Genomic DNA, 18,246 nt, shown 5'->3' on the forward strand with positions numbered 1-18,246 from the left:
ATGCAACGGCATTCAAGCGGCCTTTCTGCGAATCGCGCCGGGGGTCAGAGCGGGTTTACCGCCAAAGCCGGCATTGCATGCCCGGCACTGCGGCTTTTCAGAAAGAGGCGCGCGCAATCGAGCGCCTCGCGGATGGTGACATCCATATCCAGATACCTGTAGGTGCCAAGCCGCCCCATGAACGTAACCCCGCTTTCCGCCTGCGCACGCTCGACATAGGCGCGCAGCAGCGCCTTTTCCTCGACCATGCGGATCGGATAATAGGGAATATCTTCTTCTCCGCAGGCGCGCGAATACTCCCGGTACAGCACCGAACCCTCGTGCTTTTCCCACGGGGCAAAATGCTTGTGCTCGGTAGTGCGGGTAAACGGCACCGATTCCTCGCCATAGTTCATCACGGCACAGCCCTGCCAGTCACCCTGATGGGTGAAACGCTCAAAATCCAGCGTCCGGTAGCCCAGCCGCCCGATATCGCAGTCATACCAGCCGTCCAGCGGGCCGGAATAGAAAACATGACCATAGCGCCCGGCCTGATCGCGGCTGAAGCGGGTGTTCAGATGCAGGCTGATGCCCGGATGATCAAGGATGCGCGCGACCATCGCGGTATAGCCCTGCTCAGGCATGCCCTGAAACCGATGGGCGAAATAATCATCCTCATAGTTGAACCGCACCGGCAGCCGCTTGAGAATGGAGGCGGGCAGCTCACGCGGGTGGCAGCCCCACTGCTTGAGCGTATAGCCCTTGAAAAACGCCTCATAGAGCGCCGGGCCGACAAAGCGCAAAGCCTGTTCCTCAAAGGTCTGCGGGTCGGTGATGGAGGTATCGGCCTGCGCCTCGATGAAGGCGCGGGCTTCATCGGGGCGCAGGGTCTGGCCGAAGAACTGGTTGATCGTGTGCAGGTTGATCGGCAGCGAATAGACCGCGCCGCCGGTCGTGGCCTTGACGCGGTTCTTGTAGGGCATGAAGCGCTCAAAGCGGTTGACGTATTCCCAGACCTCGGCATCGTCGGTGTGAAAGATATGCGGGCCATAGACATGGACCAGCACCCCGGTTTCCGCGCAACGCTCGGTATGGCAGTTGCCCGCGATATGGGCGCGCGCATCCACCACCGTCACGCGGTGCCCGGCCTCGGCCAGCATCCGCCCCGCCACGGCGCCGGAAAGCCCGGCGCCCGCCATCAGAATATCTTCGCTCACACAGACCTCATGTTTTGCCATCTACCGGCGCTTAGCAAATGCGCGGGCAATGTGCATCCCCGCCTGACCTCAGTCCATCCCCATCCGCGCCAGATAGGCCTCGATGAGCGGAACATCGGTGGGGTTGTTCAATTCCCAGAACGCCGCGCCGGCCGCTTCCACCTCGATGGCGGCGATCTTCTGGCCGGTCTCCAGAAAGCGCAACTGCTCCAGCCCTTCGATCCGCTCAAGCGGGGTCATGCCGGTGCCGGTATAGGCGCGCAGCGCGGGCTGGCGATAGGCGTAAAGGCCGACATGGTGAAAGACCGGCACATCGCGCAGTGCCTGCCCGCCGGTATAGGGGATCACCTCTTTCGAGAAGTAAAGCGCCTGCCCGGCCAGATCGCTGACAACGGTCGTCGCTCCCACCCGGCCCGCGCGGCGATCAGCCAGAAAGTTCTCCAACGCCTCGGGCGAGCAACGCAGGACAGGGGTGGCCACCTGCCGCGTGGGGTCGGCGCGCATCGCCTCCACAAGGGCCGCGACAAAGGCGGGTGGGGTCAGCGGGGCGTCGCCCTGCAGGTTCACGATGATCTCATCGCCGATCCCGGCGCGCGCAACGGCCTGCGCAACCCGCTCGGTGCCGTTCTGGCAGGTGCTGTCGGTCATGATCACGCGCGCGCCCAGCCGCTCGGCCTCGGCCGCGATGCGCGCATCGTCGGTCGCAACATGGATGCCACTCAGCGCCACCACCTCGGCGGCACGGCGTGCGGCGAGCAGGGTGCGTTCCAGAAGGCTGCGGGCGGTGCCGCCCGCGCCTTTCAGCGGCACCAATGGCTTGCCCGGATAGCGCGTCGATTCAAAGCGCGCCGGGATGATGATGCAGGCAGCGCTCATGCGTCCGCGCCCTTCACCAGCGCGTCAATCGCGCATAAGCGGCGGATCAGCGGTGCAAGGCTGTCGACCGGCAGCATGTTCGGCCCGTCCGAGGGGGCGTTGTCAGGGTCTTCATGCACCTCAAGGAAAATCGCCGAAACCCCCACCGCACAGGCCGCCCGCGCCAGCACCGGAACAAATTCGCGCCGCCCGCCGGTTGACCCGCCCAAACCGCCGGGCTCCTGCACCGAATGCGTGGCGTCAAACACCACGGGCCAGCCGGTCCCGGCCATCACCGGCAGCGCGCGGAAATCATTGACCAGCGTGTTGTAGCCGAACGAGGTGCCCCGCTCGCACAACAGAATGCGCTCATTCCCGGTGCTTTCGATCTTGGCCGCAACATGGCGCATGTCACCGGGCGCCAGAAACTGGCCCTTCTTCACATTCACCGCGCGCCCGGTCGCGCCTGCGGCCAGCAAAAGATCGGTCTGGCGGCACAGGAAGGCGGGTATCTGCAACACATCCGCCACTTCGGCGACGGTGGCGCACTGGCTGGGCTCATGCACATCGGTCAGCACCGGCACCCCGAATTCATCGCGGATGCGCGCCAGTATCTCCAGCCCGCGCGCCATTCCCGGCCCGCGCGCGCCGGTCAGACTGGTGCGGTTCGCCTTGTCAAAGCTGCCCTTGAAAATCAGCGGTGTCGCGTTCGGCGCGCAGGCCTCAAGAATACGGGCGCAAAGCGCGCGCGTGTGATCCAGGCTTTCCAGCTGGCAGGGGCCGGCGATCAGCACCAGCGGGGCATCGCCACCCAGCACGATATCGCCGATACGCACGGTCCGGGCAGGGGAAGGGGCGGCGGCGGTCATCGGACAATCACATACGGTTTCACTGGCGCCGACCCTAGTGTGCCGCTTCCCCGCTGTGAAGCGCTTTCGCCGCGAAAGCCCCGCCGCGCCCCTTCATCTGTTCAGAAATATCCTCCGGGGGGTGAATTGGCCAAAGGCCAAGAGGGGGGTGGAAAACCCCCCTGCCCGGCCACCCGGGGGCGGTTCAGGTCTGTTCGGCCTCCGCGCCCTGCCGCTGGTCCAGCCTGTGGCGCATCTTGCTCAGCCCCAGCGGGATCGAGCTTTCATAAGCCACTTTTGGCGGTTTCAGCCCCTGGGCGAAAAGCTGCACGCGCAGGTCATGCGTGGTGCCGGTCAGCATCACATCAACACCGCGCTTTTCAGCTTTGTGCACCAGTTGCTCGATCAGATGCGCGGCGGTGGAATCGATCAGCGTCACATCCGAGAGATCCACCAGAAGCCCGCGATACTTGTCTGAAATCCGGTCCAGAACCGCACCGACCGAGGCCGTGGCACCAAAGAAAAACGCCCCCCGAATGCGGTAGATGACGATTTCGGGGTCGAGCGGTCTGGGCGCGTCATCGGCATCTTCCGGCTCAAGCGTGCGTTGTTCCACCACCTCGGCGGCTTTCGACATGCGGTGAATGAACAGAACTGCCCCCAGCGCAACGCCCACGACAATCGCCTCGGTCAGGTCGCGGAACACGGTCAGGCCCAGCGTGACCAGCAGCACTGCCGCATCCGCGCGCGAACTGCGCAAAAGCGAGACGATCGCATCGCGCTCGATCATGTTCCAGGCAACCACCGCCAGTACCCCGGCCAGGCTGGCCAAGGGCACAAACCCCACCAGCGGCGCGGCAAGCACGATGAACAGCAGGATGAACACCGCATGCAGCATCCCGGCCACCGGCCCATGCCCCCCGGCGCGCACATTGGTGGCGGTGCGGGCGATGGTGCCGGTGGCGACCATGCCGCCGAACAGCCCCACCGCGATATTCGCCACCCCCTGCGCCACCAGCTCCATGTTGGAATTGTGCCGGTGCCCCGTCATCCCGTCCGCCACCACCGCTGAAAGCAGCGCCTCGATTGCGCCAAGCAGCGCGAAGGCGATGGCATTGGGCAGGACGGCGATCAGAAGGGCGGCATCGACATGGGGCAGGCTGGGCATCGGCAGCCCTGCGGGCACCGCGCCAAAGGTCGATTCAATCGTCGGCGTGTTCAGCCCCAGCAGGGCGGCGGCCACTGTCGTGGTCACCACAGCAATCAGCAGGTTCGGCAGCCGGGGCGCGAAGCGTTTGAGCCCGATGATCAGCGCGACAGTGGTGAACGCCAGTGCGATGGTCACCATATTGGCGCTGGGCAGGCTTTCCCACAGCACCGGCAGTTTCTCAAGGATATGCGCAGGCTCCGGTTCAGTCAGTGTCAGGCCCAGCAGATCCTTGATCTGGCTTGAGAAGATGATCACCGCAATACCGGCTGAAAAGCCCACCGTCACCGGATAGGGGATGAACTTGATATAGCTTCCCAGCCGCAGCAGGCCGATGGCACCCATGATCACCCCGGCCATCATCGTCGCCACGATCATGCCGCCAACGCCATGCTGGGCGATGGTCGCCGCCACCAGTACGATGAACGCGCCCGCCGGGCCGCCGATCTGATAGCGGCTGCCCCCCAGCGCCGAAATGACGAACCCGCCGATGATGGCGGTATACAGCCCCATGGCCGGTGTGCCCCCCGCCGCGATGGCGATTGCCATCGACAGCGGCAGTGCGACAATGGCCACGGTCATTCCGGCAAGCGCATCCTGCCGCAGATTGCCAAGGCCGTACCCCTCGCGCAGGGTTTCGACGAGGGCGGGGGTAAAGCGTTCTTCGCTGGTGCCGGGCATGGTGATGCGTTTCCATCTTATTCAATAAAGCGAATATAAAGCCCATGTCGGCAGGACTTTCAAGGAACAAGACCTGATTCTTTGCCAGACACCTGTCAGACCGGCAGGAAAGCCCCGGATGCGCCGTCCAGATATTCCATCCGCCCCTTGCCTATGTCGTTCCAGAGGCCATGAACCGACAATGCGCCTGCCGCCACGGCGTCACGCACGAAGGGAAAGCTCATGAGATTCGCTGCCGAGATGCGGATCCCTTCACGCTCCAGGGCTTCAAGGCGTTCATGCTCGTCCGCGATCTGCGCCACATTGTCATAACCCTGCCGGAGGTTCATCAGCCAATGTCCGATGAAGCTGGTGCTTTCGCGCAGCTCTGGCGCGGTTCCGGCGCACATGTCATGGCAGCCCCGGATGCCGCCGCAATTGGAATGGCCCATCACGATCAGATGCGCCACCTTCAGCACGCTCACCCCGTATTCCACCGCCGCCGAGGTGCCGCGGGTCTGCCCGTCCGGCGTGTAGGGCGGCACAAAATTGGCAATGTTGCGATGAATGAAGAACTCACCGACATCGGCGTTGAACAGTGCTTCCACATGCACCCGCGAATCGCAGCAGGCAATCACCATCGAGCGTGGATGCTGCCCCTGATCGGCAAGATGATGATACCAGCTCTTGTTCTCGGCATAGGTTGTGGCCTGCCACGCGCGGTATCGGCTTACGAGAAATGAGGGCAGCTTTTGCACCTCGGTCATGCTTTATTCCCTTCCAGTAGCCTGCGCCGCAGTGTTATTCATATTTCCGGTCGAATTCGACCTTTTTTCTGCCACACCGACAAGACTTTCTTAACCCGGGCCGTCCAGTCTCGTTGCAGGTGAATGGGAGCAGGCCAGAGGGGTACCGGTGTGGCATCTGTTGTTGAACTCAGGCAGTCTGAACGCATCCAGATTGATGCGCCGCGACTTGAAGCGTTGTTTCGCCAAATGGGCGACCGCGCGGCAGAGGGGTTTGTCATGGATTCCATCGAAGATATCTCAGACCGGCTTGCCGAGATTGAACTGGCCACCCGCATCGGCGCGCTTGATGATGTGCCGGTGAAGGCCGAACGCGTTGTCAGCCTGTGCAACGGGATTGGCCTGATCAGTCTTGCGCGGGTCACGGGCGATCTGGGCGCCGCTGCCGTTCGCGGCGACATGATCGCCTATCGCGCGGTGTGGGAGCGGCTGGTGCGTATCGGCGACCGCTCGCTGGCGCAGGTCTGGGAACTGCCGGGCCTGTCGCTCTGACGCGTCAGCGCGGGGCATCTGCCGGGGCTTGTGGGCAATCCTTCGGGCATGATGGCGCGGAATTGCGCCTGTCGGCTTCACAGCGGTGATTTCGCGGCGATAAGCGGTTCCAACTGCCGATGGATTTGCACTAGGCTGAGGGTCAGCCCCTCAACCGCGCGAGAGCCTTCATGCGTCCTGCCCCTGCTTCCTTTGCGCCCGCCGAAAGCCCTTCGGTTCCGCTTCATCCCGTCAACGCCGAAGATCTGACCTCCTGGCTGGATACCCAGCCGGAACGCGTGCGCGACTGGCTGGCGGCCACCGGATTTAACGCTTCCGCAGGCGCTGTCGCGTTGGTCCCAGATGTCGTGGGGCGTCTGGCACTGGCCGTTGTCGGCCTTGGAAGCGCGCAGGCGCGCCAGCGGCAGCGCTTCATCCTTGGCGGTGCGCGCGGCAGGTTGCCCGTGGGGAATTATCATATCACAGGCGACCATCCGCCGGAGGTGCTGACCGACCATGCGCTGGGCTGGCTGCTGGCAGGCTATCGCTTTGACCGCTTCCGCCGCGAAAGCGCGCCCGCGCTGGCGGCCCTCAAGCCGCCAGACGGGGTGGATGCCGGGCGCCTTGAGATCATTGCCGCCGCCGAATGGCTGACACGCGATCTGATCAACACGCCCGCCGCCAATATGGGCCCCGAAGAGCTGGAAACCGCCGTTCTGGCGCTGGGCGAGGAATTCGACGCGCAGGTGTCGGTCACCTATGGTGATGACCTGCTGGTCGAAAACTTCCCGCTGATCCACGCAGTTGGACGCGCCTCGGACCGCACGCCGCGCCTGCTGGACCTGCGCTGGGGCGAAAGCGGGCCGCGCCTGACGCTGGTCGGCAAGGGTGTGTGCTTTGATACAGGCGGGCTGAACATCAAGCCCGGCAGTTCCATGGGCCTGATGAAAAAGGACATGGGCGGCGCGGCGACGGTTCTGGGGCTTGCGCTGATGATCATGGCGCTGGGCTGGAAGGTGCGGTTGCGCGTGCTGATCCCGGCGGTGGAAAACGCGATCTCTGGCAGCGCCATGCGCCCCGGCGACATTTTGACCGCGCGCAACGGGCTGACGGTGGAGGTGAACAATACCGATGCCGAAGGACGGCTGGTGCTGGCCGATGCGCTGGCGCTGGCCGATGAGGAAAGCCCCGATGCGCTGGTCTGCATGGCCACGCTGACCGGCGCGGCGCGGGTTGCGCTGGGGCCTGACCTGCCGCCCTTTTATACCGGCGATGACGGCCTTGCCGCCGCGCTGATGGCGGCGGGTGCGGCGCAGGGTGACCCGCTGTGGCGCATGCCGTTCCATGACCCCTATGAGCCGCTGATCGAGCCCGGCATCGCCGATCTGGACAATGCTCCTGCGGGCGGAATGGCGGGGTCGATCACGGCGGCGCTGTTCCTGCGCCGCTTTGTCAGCCAGTCGCAACGGTTCGTGCATTTCGATATCTATGGCTGGCAGCCCAAGGATGCGCCCGCCCGGCCCAAGGGTGGCGTGGGGCAGGGTGCGCGGGCGCTTCTGGCGGCGCTGCCCCGGGTTCTGGGGCTGGAGGAATGAGTGATCGCCGCTTTTTGCGCGCCACCGAGCGGGTTGCGCATGACAGTCTGCGCGGCACGCTGGAGGGGGTTACGTTCACGCCCGGCGACTGGGCCCGGCTGACCGCGCCGCTGGCCGATCTGTGCGCCACACCCGGTGGCGCGCGCGACCGGCAATTGCTGCGCGGCGCCCGGTTTTGCGTACTGGAGCGGCGGGGCGACCACGCTTTCGGCTTTTCCGCTGAGGACGGCTACTGCGGCTGGCTGCAGGCGGGCGCGCTGGGTGCCGACCATCCGGTCACGCATTGGGTCAGCGCCCCGGCGACCCATTGCTACCGGGCCGCCGATATCAAAAGCGCGGAGGAGGCAGCGCTTTCCTTCGGGGCGCGGGTGCAGGTTCTTGTGGTTGAGGGCGCCCTTGCCCGGACCCCGCAGGGCCATATCCCGGCATGCCATCTGCGCGCGCAGGGTGACTGGCTGGATGACCCGGTCACAACCGCGCGGCTGTTTCTGGGCACACCCTATCTGTGGGGCGGCAACAGCCGCGCGGGGATTGACTGCTCGGGCCTTGTGCAGGCCGCGCGCCGTGCCTGCGGCCTGCCCTGCCCGCCGGACAGCGACCTGCAGGCGGCAATGCCGGGAGCGGCGGTCAGCGCGGGTCAGGAAAGGCCGGGCGATCTGGTGTTCTGGAAGGGGCATGTCGCGCTGGTCAGCGCGCCGGGGATGATCATCCACGCCAATGCATGGCATATGTCCGTGGTGGAAGAACCGCTCGCCGGGGCAGAAGCGCGGATCGCCGTCAGCGGCGGGCCGGTCACGCGGCGCCTGCGTGTGGACGGATAAGGGGGGCCTTCAGCCCCCCTCGCCGCTGCGCGGCTCACCCCCCCCAGGCGTATTTGGGGCAAGATGAAACGGATGTCAGTTGCTGTGTGAATGGCCATGTGAATGGCCATGCGCCCCGGGCTGGCGCTCAAGGTCGACGGTCACGTCAACCGTTGCCTCGGTGTCATCGGCAAAGATGAAGGTGACTTCGACCACATCGCCCTGCGCCAGTGTCTGGTTGAGGCCCATGAACATCACATGGTTTCCGCCGCGTTCAAGCACCAGTTCGCTATCGGCGGGCAGGGCGAAACCTTCTTCCACATGGATCATGCGCATCACGCCCTGCGCGTCTTCGCTATGGGTGTGCAGCTCAGTTCGTGCGGCGATATCCGAGCGCACGCCGGTGATGTGGCAATCGGTGTCGCCGTGGTTCTGGATGACCATAAAGGCCGCGCCCGTCTGCGACATGGCGGTGGAGGTGCGGGCATAGGCTTCGTGCACCTCGAACCCGTCACAGGCGAGGGCGGGCAGGGCGAAAAGCGCCGCGACAGAGGCGGCAGTGAATGTGCGGAACATGGGGTATCCTGTCTTGAAAAATGGGTCTGATGGCTGGGGGATCAGACCGCGACAGGCGGTGCGCGCGGGTGCCGAAAGACCGGGGCGGCCATTGCCGGGGCGGGCAGGCTGCGCAGGGCATGGGCCAGTGCGATCAGCGTTTGCGGCCGCTGCGGCAGCAGCGCGCTTTCGCTGTCCAGGCCGGCGAGGGTGATCACGCAATCGGGGCAGGGCATCATCGGCCCGGTGGGCTGGCCCTGCGCATCAACGCTGACCACGACCATGCCATAGCCGGTGCAAAGCACCATCTCGCCGATCGGGCGCGGCTGATTGCGCGCCACGGCCATGGTCACGCTGCTGGCCATCACGGCCAGCGCGAGCAGGACAAGGGCAGTGGCGCGAAATTGCATCATCTGATTATTCTAGCACCGTTTCAGGGGCACCAGAAGCACTAGATGTGCGACCAAACGCGCGGAATCATCGCCTTGATCCGCGCCGCGTGGCCCTGCGGCGCGGCGCAGGCGTCGGCGGCAAGCTCCCGCGCCGCATCCATCAGCGCCTCACGCGGGTGGAGGCGGTCAACAAGCCCCCATGCCAGCGCCTCATCGGCCCCGATCTTTGCGCCGCCCATCAGCAGCATCCGCGCCCGCGACGGGCCGGTCAGCGCGGCCAGCCGCCCCGGGTCTGAGGGCTGGGGCAGGTAGCCCAGCTTCATCACCGGGTAGAAGAATTTCGCCTCCGGCACGGCCAGCCGGACATCGCAGGCCAGCGCCATGCCAAAAGCCCCGCCCGCCAGCGTTCCGTTGAGCGCGGCGATGGACAGACAGCGCAGGGCGGCGATGCGGGCCGACAACTCTTCCCAGATCGAATCGGTGGCAAGGCCTTCGCGGGCCTCGTCCAGATCAGCGCCGGCGCTGAACACCTTGCCCGCGCCGGTCAGCACCAGCGCCTCGACAACGCCATTGGCCTCTTCCAGATGGGTGATCAGTTCTTCCATCATGGCGCGGGTCAGCGAATTGGCCTTCTCGGGGCGGTTCAGCGTCAGCACCCAGAGCGGCCCGTGTTCCTCACGCGTGATCATGCGACCAACCCCAGCCGGGTGCGGATCTGCGGCTCACGCAGGCTGACCTCTGCGCCAAGGTATTCATCGGAATCTGTGCTGCACATCCACAGAAGCGCGCGCGCGGGCCATTCGGGCGGCACATGCGCCGACCAGTCAAGCTGGCTGACCGGGTTGATGCCCGAGCTGCGGATCGCGCCCTGCATATCGGTTGCCACCGTGCCCGGCGAAAGGCTGAGCACGCGCACCGCGCTGCCCGCTTCCAGATGCGCGGCGCGGGTGAGCATGATCGCCCCGGCCTTTGAGGCGCAGTAGCCTGACCAGCCCTCCAGCGCGTTATAGGCCGCACCCGAACCCACGGTCAGAATGCTGCCCTTGCCCTGCCGCCGCATCACCGGCAGCGCGGCGCGCATGCCGTAGAACACGCCCTTCAGATTGACATCAATCTGGCGACCCCATTCAGCGGGATCGACGCTTTCAATGGGGGCGATAGGGTCGATGACACCGGCGTTGTTGATCAGCACGTCGAGCGCGCCGAAGCGTTCCACCATCGCATCGACTGCGCCCTCTACGGCGTCGAAATCAGCCACGTCGCAGGGCAGCAGGGGGGCGCCGGTCTCTTCGGCGACGGCGCTGAGCGCGTCGCCCGGGCGCCCGGCAAGGCCCAGTTTTGCGCCCTTTGCGGCAAACAGGCGCGCGGTGGCCGCGCCGATGCCACGGCTTGCGCCGGTGATCAGGACGGCCTTGCCGGCGATAGTGTTTTCCCATTCAGGGGATGCGGACATGTCTTCCTCCCGGGTCGTTCAGACTGGTTGGCCCTGTGGTAGCGCGCGGATCGTCGCCTGACCAGCCCTGCGCCGGGCTTTCGTGCTTGACCGCCGACCGCAGTGTGCAAAGACTGGCGACGATTATATACCGGAGGCTCCTCATGTTGTTCCCGCCCATTTTCCGCCCGCTTGCGGTTGTGCCCCTTGTCTGGGCCTTGTCCTTGGCCCCTGTCGCCGCGCAGGATCAGCGCGCCAAGGATGGTTGGGACATGCTGCGCGCAAGCCTCGCCGATGCCGGGCTGCGCGTCAGCGCCGAGGGTGTCACGGATACCGAACGCGGGCTGGTTGCCAGTGGTGTGACCATTCGCCCCGCGCGCGGGGCTGGCAGCGCCGTGCTGACCCTGCCCACCCTGACGGTTGAGCCGCGCGCGGGTGAGGGGTTCGCGTTCATCCCTGCCTCGGGCACGCGGCTGGCCCTGCCCGGCACGGGTGAGGTGGATTTCAGCTTTTCCGGCGAGGTGGTGTTTGACCGCGACGCAGACGGCCTGCGCCTCAGCCCCGCCTTTGACACCGTTGAGGCGCTGTTCGAGGGGCCGTTCAGTGCCATGGAACAGGACCGGATGACCCTGCGTGTTGACCTTACCGCTCTGAGCGGGGCGGTGACGATGGATCTTGGTGATCAGGTCAACATGACCGGCGAGATTGAGGTGGCGTCGCTGATGTATGACCAGAACTGGCAGAGCGCCATGTCGGACGGCACACCAGACACCACCCCCGCCAGCAGCCGCGACATATCGGAGATTGATGATCTGACGATCCGGTTCAACATCGAAGGGATGGAGGTGCTCAGCGAAGGCCCGATAACGCTGAGCGCGCTCTTTGAGCATGGCTTCAACCTGCATGCCGAATATGAGGCCGCAGCCTCGCGCAGCAGCAGCCAGCAGGATTTCGGTGGCAGCCTTGTCCGGCTGGACGGTGTTGGCGGCTATTCCGACAGCAGTCTGACGCTGGCTGACGGCGCGTTGCGCGCGCAGGGTACCGCGCTGGACCTTGAGTTTACCGGCGGTTACGGCGAGACCGAGGGTGACTTTTCGGCCGAGCGGATCGTGGCCGGGTTCGAGATGCCGCTGGTGCCCACCGACACGCCGCAACCCTTCAGCATATCGCTGATCTCGGAGGGGATGCAGGCGAGCGAGGCAAGCTGGATGCTTCTGGGTGCGCAGACCTTTGCCGAGGAAACCGCAGATCTGGCGCTGGAGCTGGTGGGCGAGGGGCGCTGGCTGGTGGATCTGTCCGAGGCCGAGACAAGTGCATCGCCGCTGGAGTTTTCCGAGATCCGGCTGGACCGTCTGGCATTGCGGCTGGGGCAGGCGCAGTTCGAGGGTTCGGGCCGGTTTGAGCCGGATATGGAGGCCGCAAGCCCTGATCAGGCACTGGCGCAGGGGCAGGGTGCCTTCACCTTCACCTTGCAGGGCGGTGAGCAATTGCTGGAGCGGTTGGGCCGCGAAGGCATACTGCCGGCCGATCAGGCGTTTCTGGCGCGCATGATGATCGGCGCGCTGGCGACGAGCGTTGGCGAGGACCAGCTTCTGTCCGAAGTCACGATCCTGCCGGGTGGGCAGGTGCGGGTAAACGGAAACCCGCTGCCGTTCTGAGCGCGCGCGCCCGCAGAACATAAGGCAGGGCATAAAGAAAGACCCCGGCGCAAGGCCGGGGCCTTTGTTTTTTGCGTATGACAGAAAGTCTGACCCTGTGGGTCAGTCAGCCTTTTCCTCGGCGATTTCCTGTCCGGTCTCCTGATCGACCATCTTCATCGCCAGCCGGACCTTGCCACGGTCATCAAAGCCCAGAAGCTTGACCTTGACCTCCTGCCCCTCTTTCAGAACGTCCGAAGGGTGGTTCAGGCGTTTGGCTGCGATCTGGCTGACATGCACCAGCCCGTCACGCTTGCCGAAGAAGTTCACGAAGGCGCCGAAATCAACGATCTTCACCACGGTGCCGGTGTAGATCTGGCCGATTTCCGGCTCTGCCACGATCGACCAGATCATGTCATAGGCCTTTTTGATCGCTGCCTGATCGTTGGAGGCGATCTTGATCACGCCGTCGTCGTTGATATCGACCTTGGCGCCCGACACTTCCACGATCTCACGGATGACCTTGCCGCCCGAGCCGATCACTTCGCGGATCTTGTCGGTGGGGATGGTCATGGTTTCAATCTTGGGCGCGTACTGGCTGAACGCATTGGCGCTGGACAGTGCCTTGGACATCTCACCCAGAATATGCATCCGGCCTTCTTTGGCCTGCGCAAGCGCCTGTTCCATGATCGCCGGGGTGATCCCGGCAACCTTGATGTCCATCTGCAGGCTGGTGATGCCCTTTTCGGTCCCGGCAACCTTGAAGTCCATGTCGCCAAGGTGGTCTTCGTCACCCAGAATGTCTGACAGGATGGCAAACTTGCCGTCCTCTTCCAGGATCAGACCCATCGCCACACCGGCCACCGCTGCCTTGAGGGGCACACCGGCATCCATCATGGAAAGGGAGCCGCCGCAGACCGTCGCCATCGAGCTGGAGCCGTTCGACTCGGTGATCTCTGACACGATGCGGATGGTGTACGGGAAGTCGGTTGCCGCAGGCAAAACCGCCTGAAGCGCGCGCCATGCCAGTTTGCCATGACCGATCTCACGACGACCCGGAGGGCCGAAGCGCCCGACCTCGCCCACCGAATACGGGGGGAAGTTGTAGTGCAGCAGGAAGTTCGACTTGTAGGTGCCGGTCAGGGCATCCATGAACTGCTCGTCATCGCCGGTGCCCAGTGTGGTGATGCACAGCGCCTGCGTTTCACCACGGGTGAACAGGGCAGAACCATGGGTGCGCGGCAGCACACTGTTTTCCGAGCTGATCGCACGGATGGTCTTGGTGTCGCGCCCGTCGATACGCGGTGCACCGTTGATGATGTCACCCCGCAGGATCGAGGCTTCCAGTTTCTTGAAGGCCGCGCCAAGGTTCTCATCGCCAAGCTCTTCGTCGGTGAGCGTGGCCTTGATCGCGTCGCGCGCAGCAGCAATCGCGTTCACACGCTCCTGCTTGTCGCGCAGCGCGAAGGCGGCGCGCATCTGGCTCTCGCCAGCGGCCTTCACCTTGCCATAGAGCGCCGAATAGTCGGGCGGAGTGAAGTCGAACGGCTCTTTCGCGCAGTCTTCGGCGAAGTCGATGATCAGGTCGATCACCGGCTGGATCGATTCATGGGCGAATTTCACGGCGCCCAGCATCTCGGCCTCGGACAGCTCATAAGCCTCCGATTCAACCATCATCACCGCGTCCTTGGTCCCGGCAACGACCAGATCCAGCCGCTGCTCAGGGTTGTCGCGCAGCTTGATCATGTCATCGCATTCGGGGTTGAGGATGTATTCACCATCAACAAAACCCACACGCGCGGCGGCAATCGGGCCCATGAAGGGCACACCGGAAATGGTCAGCGCCGCCGAGGCTGCGATCATCGCAACGACATCGGGCTCATTGACCAGATCGTGGCTGAGCACGGTGCAGATCACCAGCACTTCATGCTTGAAGCCGTCCACGAACAGCGGGCGGATCGGGCGGTCGATCAGACGCGAGGTCAGCGTTTCCTTTTCGGAAGGCCGCGCTTCGCGCTTGAAGAAGCCGCCGGGCACTTTGCCCGCGGCGTAATAACGTTCCTGGTAGTGCACGGTCAGCGGAAAGAAATCCTGACCGGGTTTCGCCGATTTGGCGAAGGTCACATTGGCCATGACCGAGGTATCGCCCAGTGTGGCAATGACCGAGCCGTCGGCCTGACGGGCCACACGGCCCGATTCCAGCGTGAGCGTCTCCTGCCCCCACTCGATCGACTTTTTCGTAATGTTGAACATTCAGCGTATCCTCAAAGGAGCACTCCCAGGCCCGTCCCGGGTCTCCCGTTCCTATGGCGGCCCCATTGCCGCCGACCCCTATCCTTCGCATCACGCCGGGGTCAGAGCGTCACGTCACAGATGGCCGGGTGCATACAGGAAAAGCACTGCCTTGGAAAGCGCCCACGTTTCAGGGGCCGCAGCGCGCCAGAGGAGCGGGCGAAGGAGCATCGAAGCCCGGCACTCGCATCTGTATCGCGACCGGCGGAAATGCAAAACGCCCGCTTGTGAAAGCGGGCGTTTCCTGTCGGGCTGGCCGGTCGCCTCAGCGACGGATGCCCAGGCGTGCGATCAGCGACTGATAGCGTGCCTCGTCCTTGCCGCGAACATAGTCCAGCAGCTTGCGGCGCTGTGCCACCATCATCAGAAGCCCACGGCGGGAATGGTTATCCTTTTTGTGGGATTTGAAGTGTTCGGTCAGCGTGGTGATCCGCGAGGTCAGAATGGCAACCTGCACTTCGGGCGAGCCGGTGTCGCCTTCCTTGGTTGCGAATTCCTTGATCAGGCGGGCTTTTTCTTCAACGGTAATCGACATCGGGGTCTCCTTTTCGATGCGGGTTCAAGGCGCAAGCCGGGATGTCGTCCAGCAGGGCCCATGGAGCACCCTCAGGCGCGGGTCTGCACCCGGATTCGCACTGAGGATGCGCGCGTATAGGCGAGATGCGTACCAAGATCAACTGTCTGCCTTGCGTCCGGCGGTTCAGCCCCTGTCCCCTTGGCCCCCTGGCCGGGTCCGTTAACCAGCTTTGCAGAATCCGGCCCGTAAACCATGCTTGTTTCTCGTTTTGTTCATTCGGTCTGGTGTAAACCGGGCTGAGGGCGGCCACCCGCGCGGCGCTTTGCAGAATCTGGGGGCAGGCATGTGGATGCTTATGGGACTGATTGGTCTGGTGTTGGCCGGCAGTGTTGCCGATGCCTTCATCTCGCAGGATTCCGATCAGGAGGGAGGCAGCGGCGACAGCGACGACAGCCTTACTCCTGAGGGGGAGCAGGAAGGCGATACCGGCGGAGATATGCTTGACTACGCCGCCCCGGACACGCCGCCTTCCCCCGACGAGGAAGATGCCGGAGAAGAGGATGCCGAAGAAGATGACTGGGCGGGCGAGTGGGAGGATGACGAATACATCAGCCGCGACACCCCAGAGCCAGAGCCCCAACCGCGTCTGCTGCGGCTGGACGATGACGGCGGGCAACTGGAAGGCGGGGGTGGTGACGACACGCTGATCGGCGGCGAAGGCGAAGATCTGCTGCGCGGCGGTGATGGCAATGATCTGCTCATCGGTGGCGGTGGTGATGACACGTTGCAGGGCGGTGGTGGCGATGATCTGCTGCTTGGAGGTGACGGTGATGACCTGCTGCACGGCGGCGAGGGGGACGATACGCTGCATGGCGGCGCGGGCAATGACACCCTGGTTGGCGGCTGGGGCAATGACCTTCTGGTCGCTGGCGAAGGCGATAACCTGCTGAACGGCGGCGATGGGAATGACACGCTGATCGGTGTTCATCCGGACGAAAACGGCGAGGATGTCGGCGGCCGGAACTTCCTGAACGGCGGCGAGGGGGATGATCTGATCATTCCGGGCGCCGGTGACATTGTAACCGGCGGCGAAGGGGCTGACACTTTTGCGCTTGGCGGCTGGCTGGGCAGCGGCGCGCCTGCCGAAATCATGGATTTCAACCCCGGCGAAGACCGGCTGGTGATTGCCTTTGGTGAGCCGGATATGAAGCCGGAGATTTCTGTCTCCCACGACCCTGACACGGGCATCGCCAGCGTTCTGGTCGATGGAGAGGTGGTCGCACTTGTGCACAACGGCGCTGGCCTGACCGCCGACATGATCGAACGCCAGGAAGATATCGCCGATGGTATCGATGCGCCGTATTCGGTGACCCGCTGAGGTGGGTTGTGCGCTTGGAGCGCGGTTGTGACGGGGTGCGGCCATAAAGGGATGTGGCCATGAAGGGGTGACGTTGAAGCCTCTTGCGCTCTGCGCCGCATCCAACGGGGCGACTCATTTCGTGCCAGACAGCTTCTGCGCTTCGTCAGGTGTGTGACTCTTTCGCTGAGCATTGGTCAACAGAAGCCGGGAAACGCCCGGTCAGAGGGCAGCAGGCTGTGGCGGTGGCGCGCCGGAATCGTCACTTCGCGCGGCGTCTTGCCAATGTGCCGCAATCCCGGCCAGATTTGTTTCGATCCAGTCCGCCAGCTCGCGGACTTTCGCGGCAGCCTCGGCACCCAGCGGGGTGAGCCGGTAATCGACATGGGGCGGCACCACCTCATAGGCGGTGCGCAGAACAAGCCCGTCTGCCTCAAGCAATTGCAGGGTCTGCGCCAGCATCCGCTCGCTTATGCCGCCAATCATGCGCTTCAGATGGCTGAACCGATGCGTCTCACCCTCAAGGGCGATCAGGACAAGGACGCCCCAGCGGCTGGTCACATGCCTGAGCACCTGGCGCGAAGGGCAGTCGGCTGACAGCAGGTCTCCACGACGGATTTTTTCGGCCAGGGTCATGCTTTTCTCCATACTTACCAAAACGTGCGTACTTACGAACGGTAAGTATTAGCTCTACATCCAGGTTTCCAGAAACGAAAGGACAAAGACATGACAATCGCCGTGACCGGAGCTACTGGCCAGCTTGGCCGCCTTGTGATCGACGCCCTGAAGCAAAAGCTTCCCGCGAACGGGATTCTTGCGCTTGCCCGTGATCTGCACAAAGCAGCCGACCTCGGCGTTCCCGCGCGCCATATTGACTACAACGCCCCGGAAACGCTGGAAAAAGCGCTGAACGGGGTGGAGACCCTGCTGCTGATTTCATCCAGCGAGATTGGCCACCGCGCCGTTCAGCACCGCAATGTCATCGCGGCGGCAAAGGCGGCGGGGGTGGCGCGCATTGTCTATACCAGCCTGCTGCATGCCGATACATCGCCGCTCAGCCTTGCGGTGGAGCATTCTGATACTGAAGCGGCGCTCAAGGCATCGGGCCTGCGCTACACGATTCTGCGCAACGGCTGGTACACCGAGAATTACACCGGCTCCGTTCCGTCTGCGCTGGCAAACGGGGCGTTTGTGGGCAGTGCAGGCGAGGGGCGCATCGCGTCGGCCAGCCGGGCGGATTACGCGCAGGCAGCGGCAGAAGTGGTGGTCGGGGAAGGGCATGAGGGGAAAACCTATGAACTTTCCGGCGATGAAAGCTATACGCTGAGCGATCTGGCCGCCGAGGTTTCCCGGCAGACCGGGCGCGACATTCCTTATAACGACCTGCCGGAAGCGGTTTATGCGGGTATCCTGGAAAGTGTCGGCCTGCCGGGCACGCTTGCTGCGGCCATTGCGAGCTTTGATACTGCGGCATCGAAGGGCGCGCTGCACGATGAGGGCCGCGACCTTTCAAGGCTGATCGGCCGCCCGACCACCCCGATGAGCGCAACCGTGGCGGCGGCGCTGCCAGGCTGAGCGGGCGGGGCGGTTTCCGGGCCGAAGGGAGGGGGGCGTTGCCCCCCTCTT

The 18,246-nt window shown here is 64.2% G+C and carries 18 protein-coding genes; 6 read left to right on the forward strand and 12 right to left on the reverse strand.

Annotated features, from left to right (window positions below; genetic code table 11):
• Positions 1–44: 44 nt before the first annotated feature.
• The 5 genes from V7Q53_RS08930 to V7Q53_RS08950 form a co-directional block, all read right to left on the reverse strand.
• Positions 45–1,178, reverse strand: coding sequence for a UDP-galactopyranose/dTDP-fucopyranose mutase family protein (locus V7Q53_RS08930; RefSeq protein WP_333828208.1), 1,134 nt, complete (start codon positions 1,176–1,178; stop codon positions 45–47).
• Between the two features lie 87 nt (positions 1,179–1,265).
• Positions 1,266–2,072 (reverse strand): 3-deoxy-manno-octulosonate cytidylyltransferase, encoded by an 807-nt coding sequence (locus V7Q53_RS08935; RefSeq protein WP_333828191.1) that lies wholly within the window; start codon positions 2,070–2,072, stop codon positions 1,266–1,268.
• Entirely contained in the window at positions 2,069–2,920 is an 852-nt protein-coding gene (gene kdsA, locus V7Q53_RS08940) for a 3-deoxy-8-phosphooctulonate synthase (RefSeq protein WP_333828192.1), read from the reverse strand. The genes V7Q53_RS08935 and kdsA overlap by 4 nt, the downstream gene beginning before the upstream one ends.
• A gap of 184 nt (positions 2,921–3,104) precedes the next feature.
• Positions 3,105–4,787, reverse strand: coding sequence for a SulP family inorganic anion transporter (locus tag V7Q53_RS08945; RefSeq protein ID WP_333828193.1), 1,683 nt, complete (start codon positions 4,785–4,787; stop codon positions 3,105–3,107).
• Positions 4,788–4,882: 95 nt separating this feature from the next.
• Entirely contained in the window at positions 4,883–5,533 is a 651-nt protein-coding gene (locus V7Q53_RS08950) for a carbonic anhydrase (protein ID WP_333828194.1), read from the reverse strand.
• A gap of 150 nt (positions 5,534–5,683) precedes the next feature.
• Here V7Q53_RS08950 and V7Q53_RS08955 point away from each other — a divergent pair, with 150 nt between their 5' ends.
• From V7Q53_RS08955 to V7Q53_RS08965, 3 genes are all read left to right on the forward strand, one after another.
• On the forward strand, positions 5,684–6,064 hold the full coding sequence (locus V7Q53_RS08955) for a hypothetical protein (protein WP_333828195.1): 381 nt from the start codon (positions 5,684–5,686) through the stop codon (positions 6,062–6,064).
• Positions 6,065–6,234: 170 nt separating this feature from the next.
• Positions 6,235–7,638 (forward strand): leucyl aminopeptidase family protein, encoded by a 1,404-nt coding sequence (locus V7Q53_RS08960; RefSeq protein WP_333828196.1) that lies wholly within the window; start codon positions 6,235–6,237, stop codon positions 7,636–7,638.
• The gene (locus tag V7Q53_RS08965) at positions 7,635–8,459 is read left to right on the forward strand and encodes a C40 family peptidase (RefSeq protein ID WP_333828197.1); all 825 of its coding nucleotides are present in this window, start codon (positions 7,635–7,637) and stop codon (positions 8,457–8,459) included. The genes V7Q53_RS08960 and V7Q53_RS08965 overlap by 4 nt, the downstream gene beginning before the upstream one ends.
• A 75-nt stretch (positions 8,460–8,534) precedes the next feature.
• Here V7Q53_RS08965 and V7Q53_RS08970 read toward each other — a convergent pair whose 3' ends face one another.
• From V7Q53_RS08970 to V7Q53_RS08985, 4 genes are read right to left on the reverse strand one after another with little or no spacing between them, the layout of a single operon-like run.
• Positions 8,535–9,014 (reverse strand): copper chaperone PCu(A)C, encoded by a 480-nt coding sequence (locus V7Q53_RS08970; protein ID WP_333828198.1) that lies wholly within the window; start codon positions 9,012–9,014, stop codon positions 8,535–8,537.
• A 41-nt stretch (positions 9,015–9,055) separates the two neighbouring features.
• The gene (locus V7Q53_RS08975) at positions 9,056–9,406 is read right to left on the reverse strand and encodes a hypothetical protein (protein WP_333828199.1); all 351 of its coding nucleotides are present in this window, start codon (positions 9,404–9,406) and stop codon (positions 9,056–9,058) included.
• 38 nt (positions 9,407–9,444) lie between these two features.
• Positions 9,445–10,074, reverse strand: a complete 630-nt coding sequence (locus V7Q53_RS08980) for an enoyl-CoA hydratase/isomerase family protein (RefSeq protein WP_333828200.1) — start codon at positions 10,072–10,074, stop codon at positions 9,445–9,447.
• Positions 10,071–10,838: an SDR family oxidoreductase gene (locus V7Q53_RS08985; protein WP_333828201.1), complete on the reverse strand. Its 768-nt coding sequence runs from the start codon at positions 10,836–10,838 to the stop codon at positions 10,071–10,073. Before V7Q53_RS08985 ends, V7Q53_RS08980 begins: the two co-directional genes overlap by 4 nt.
• A gap of 143 nt (positions 10,839–10,981) precedes the next feature.
• On the opposite strand from V7Q53_RS08985, the gene V7Q53_RS08990 reads away from it, so the two are divergent.
• Positions 10,982–12,475 (forward strand): hypothetical protein, encoded by a 1,494-nt coding sequence (locus tag V7Q53_RS08990; protein WP_333828202.1) that lies wholly within the window; start codon positions 10,982–10,984, stop codon positions 12,473–12,475.
• A gap of 102 nt (positions 12,476–12,577) precedes the next feature.
• Here the strand turns inward: V7Q53_RS08990 and pnp are convergent, their stop codons facing one another.
• On the reverse strand, positions 12,578–14,707 hold the full coding sequence (pnp, locus tag V7Q53_RS08995; protein WP_333828203.1) for a polyribonucleotide nucleotidyltransferase: 2,130 nt from the start codon (positions 14,705–14,707) through the stop codon (positions 12,578–12,580).
• A 304-nt stretch (positions 14,708–15,011) separates the two neighbouring features.
• Positions 15,012–15,281 carry a 30S ribosomal protein S15 gene (gene rpsO, locus V7Q53_RS09000; RefSeq protein ID WP_333828204.1) on the reverse strand — a complete coding sequence of 90 codons (270 nt, stop codon included), beginning with the start codon at positions 15,279–15,281 and terminating at the stop codon, positions 15,012–15,014.
• 325 nt (positions 15,282–15,606) lie between these two features.
• Here rpsO and V7Q53_RS09005 point away from each other — a divergent pair, with 325 nt between their 5' ends.
• The gene (locus tag V7Q53_RS09005; RefSeq protein WP_333828205.1) at positions 15,607–16,641 is read left to right on the forward strand and encodes a calcium-binding protein; all 1,035 of its coding nucleotides are present in this window, start codon (positions 15,607–15,609) and stop codon (positions 16,639–16,641) included.
• Positions 16,642–16,842: 201 nt separating this feature from the next.
• Here the strand turns inward: V7Q53_RS09005 and V7Q53_RS09010 are convergent, their stop codons facing one another.
• On the reverse strand, positions 16,843–17,256 hold the full coding sequence (locus V7Q53_RS09010) for a winged helix-turn-helix transcriptional regulator (protein WP_333828206.1): 414 nt from the start codon (positions 17,254–17,256) through the stop codon (positions 16,843–16,845).
• 90 nt (positions 17,257–17,346) lie between these two features.
• On the opposite strand from V7Q53_RS09010, the gene V7Q53_RS09015 reads away from it, so the two are divergent.
• Positions 17,347–18,195: an SDR family oxidoreductase gene (locus V7Q53_RS09015; protein WP_333828207.1), complete on the forward strand. Its 849-nt coding sequence runs from the start codon at positions 17,347–17,349 to the stop codon at positions 18,193–18,195.
• Positions 18,196–18,246 lie beyond the last annotated feature (51 nt).

The sequence above is a fragment of the Pararhodobacter sp. genome (assembly GCF_036802785.1).
Classification (GTDB): domain Bacteria; phylum Pseudomonadota; class Alphaproteobacteria; order Rhodobacterales; family Rhodobacteraceae; genus Pararhodobacter.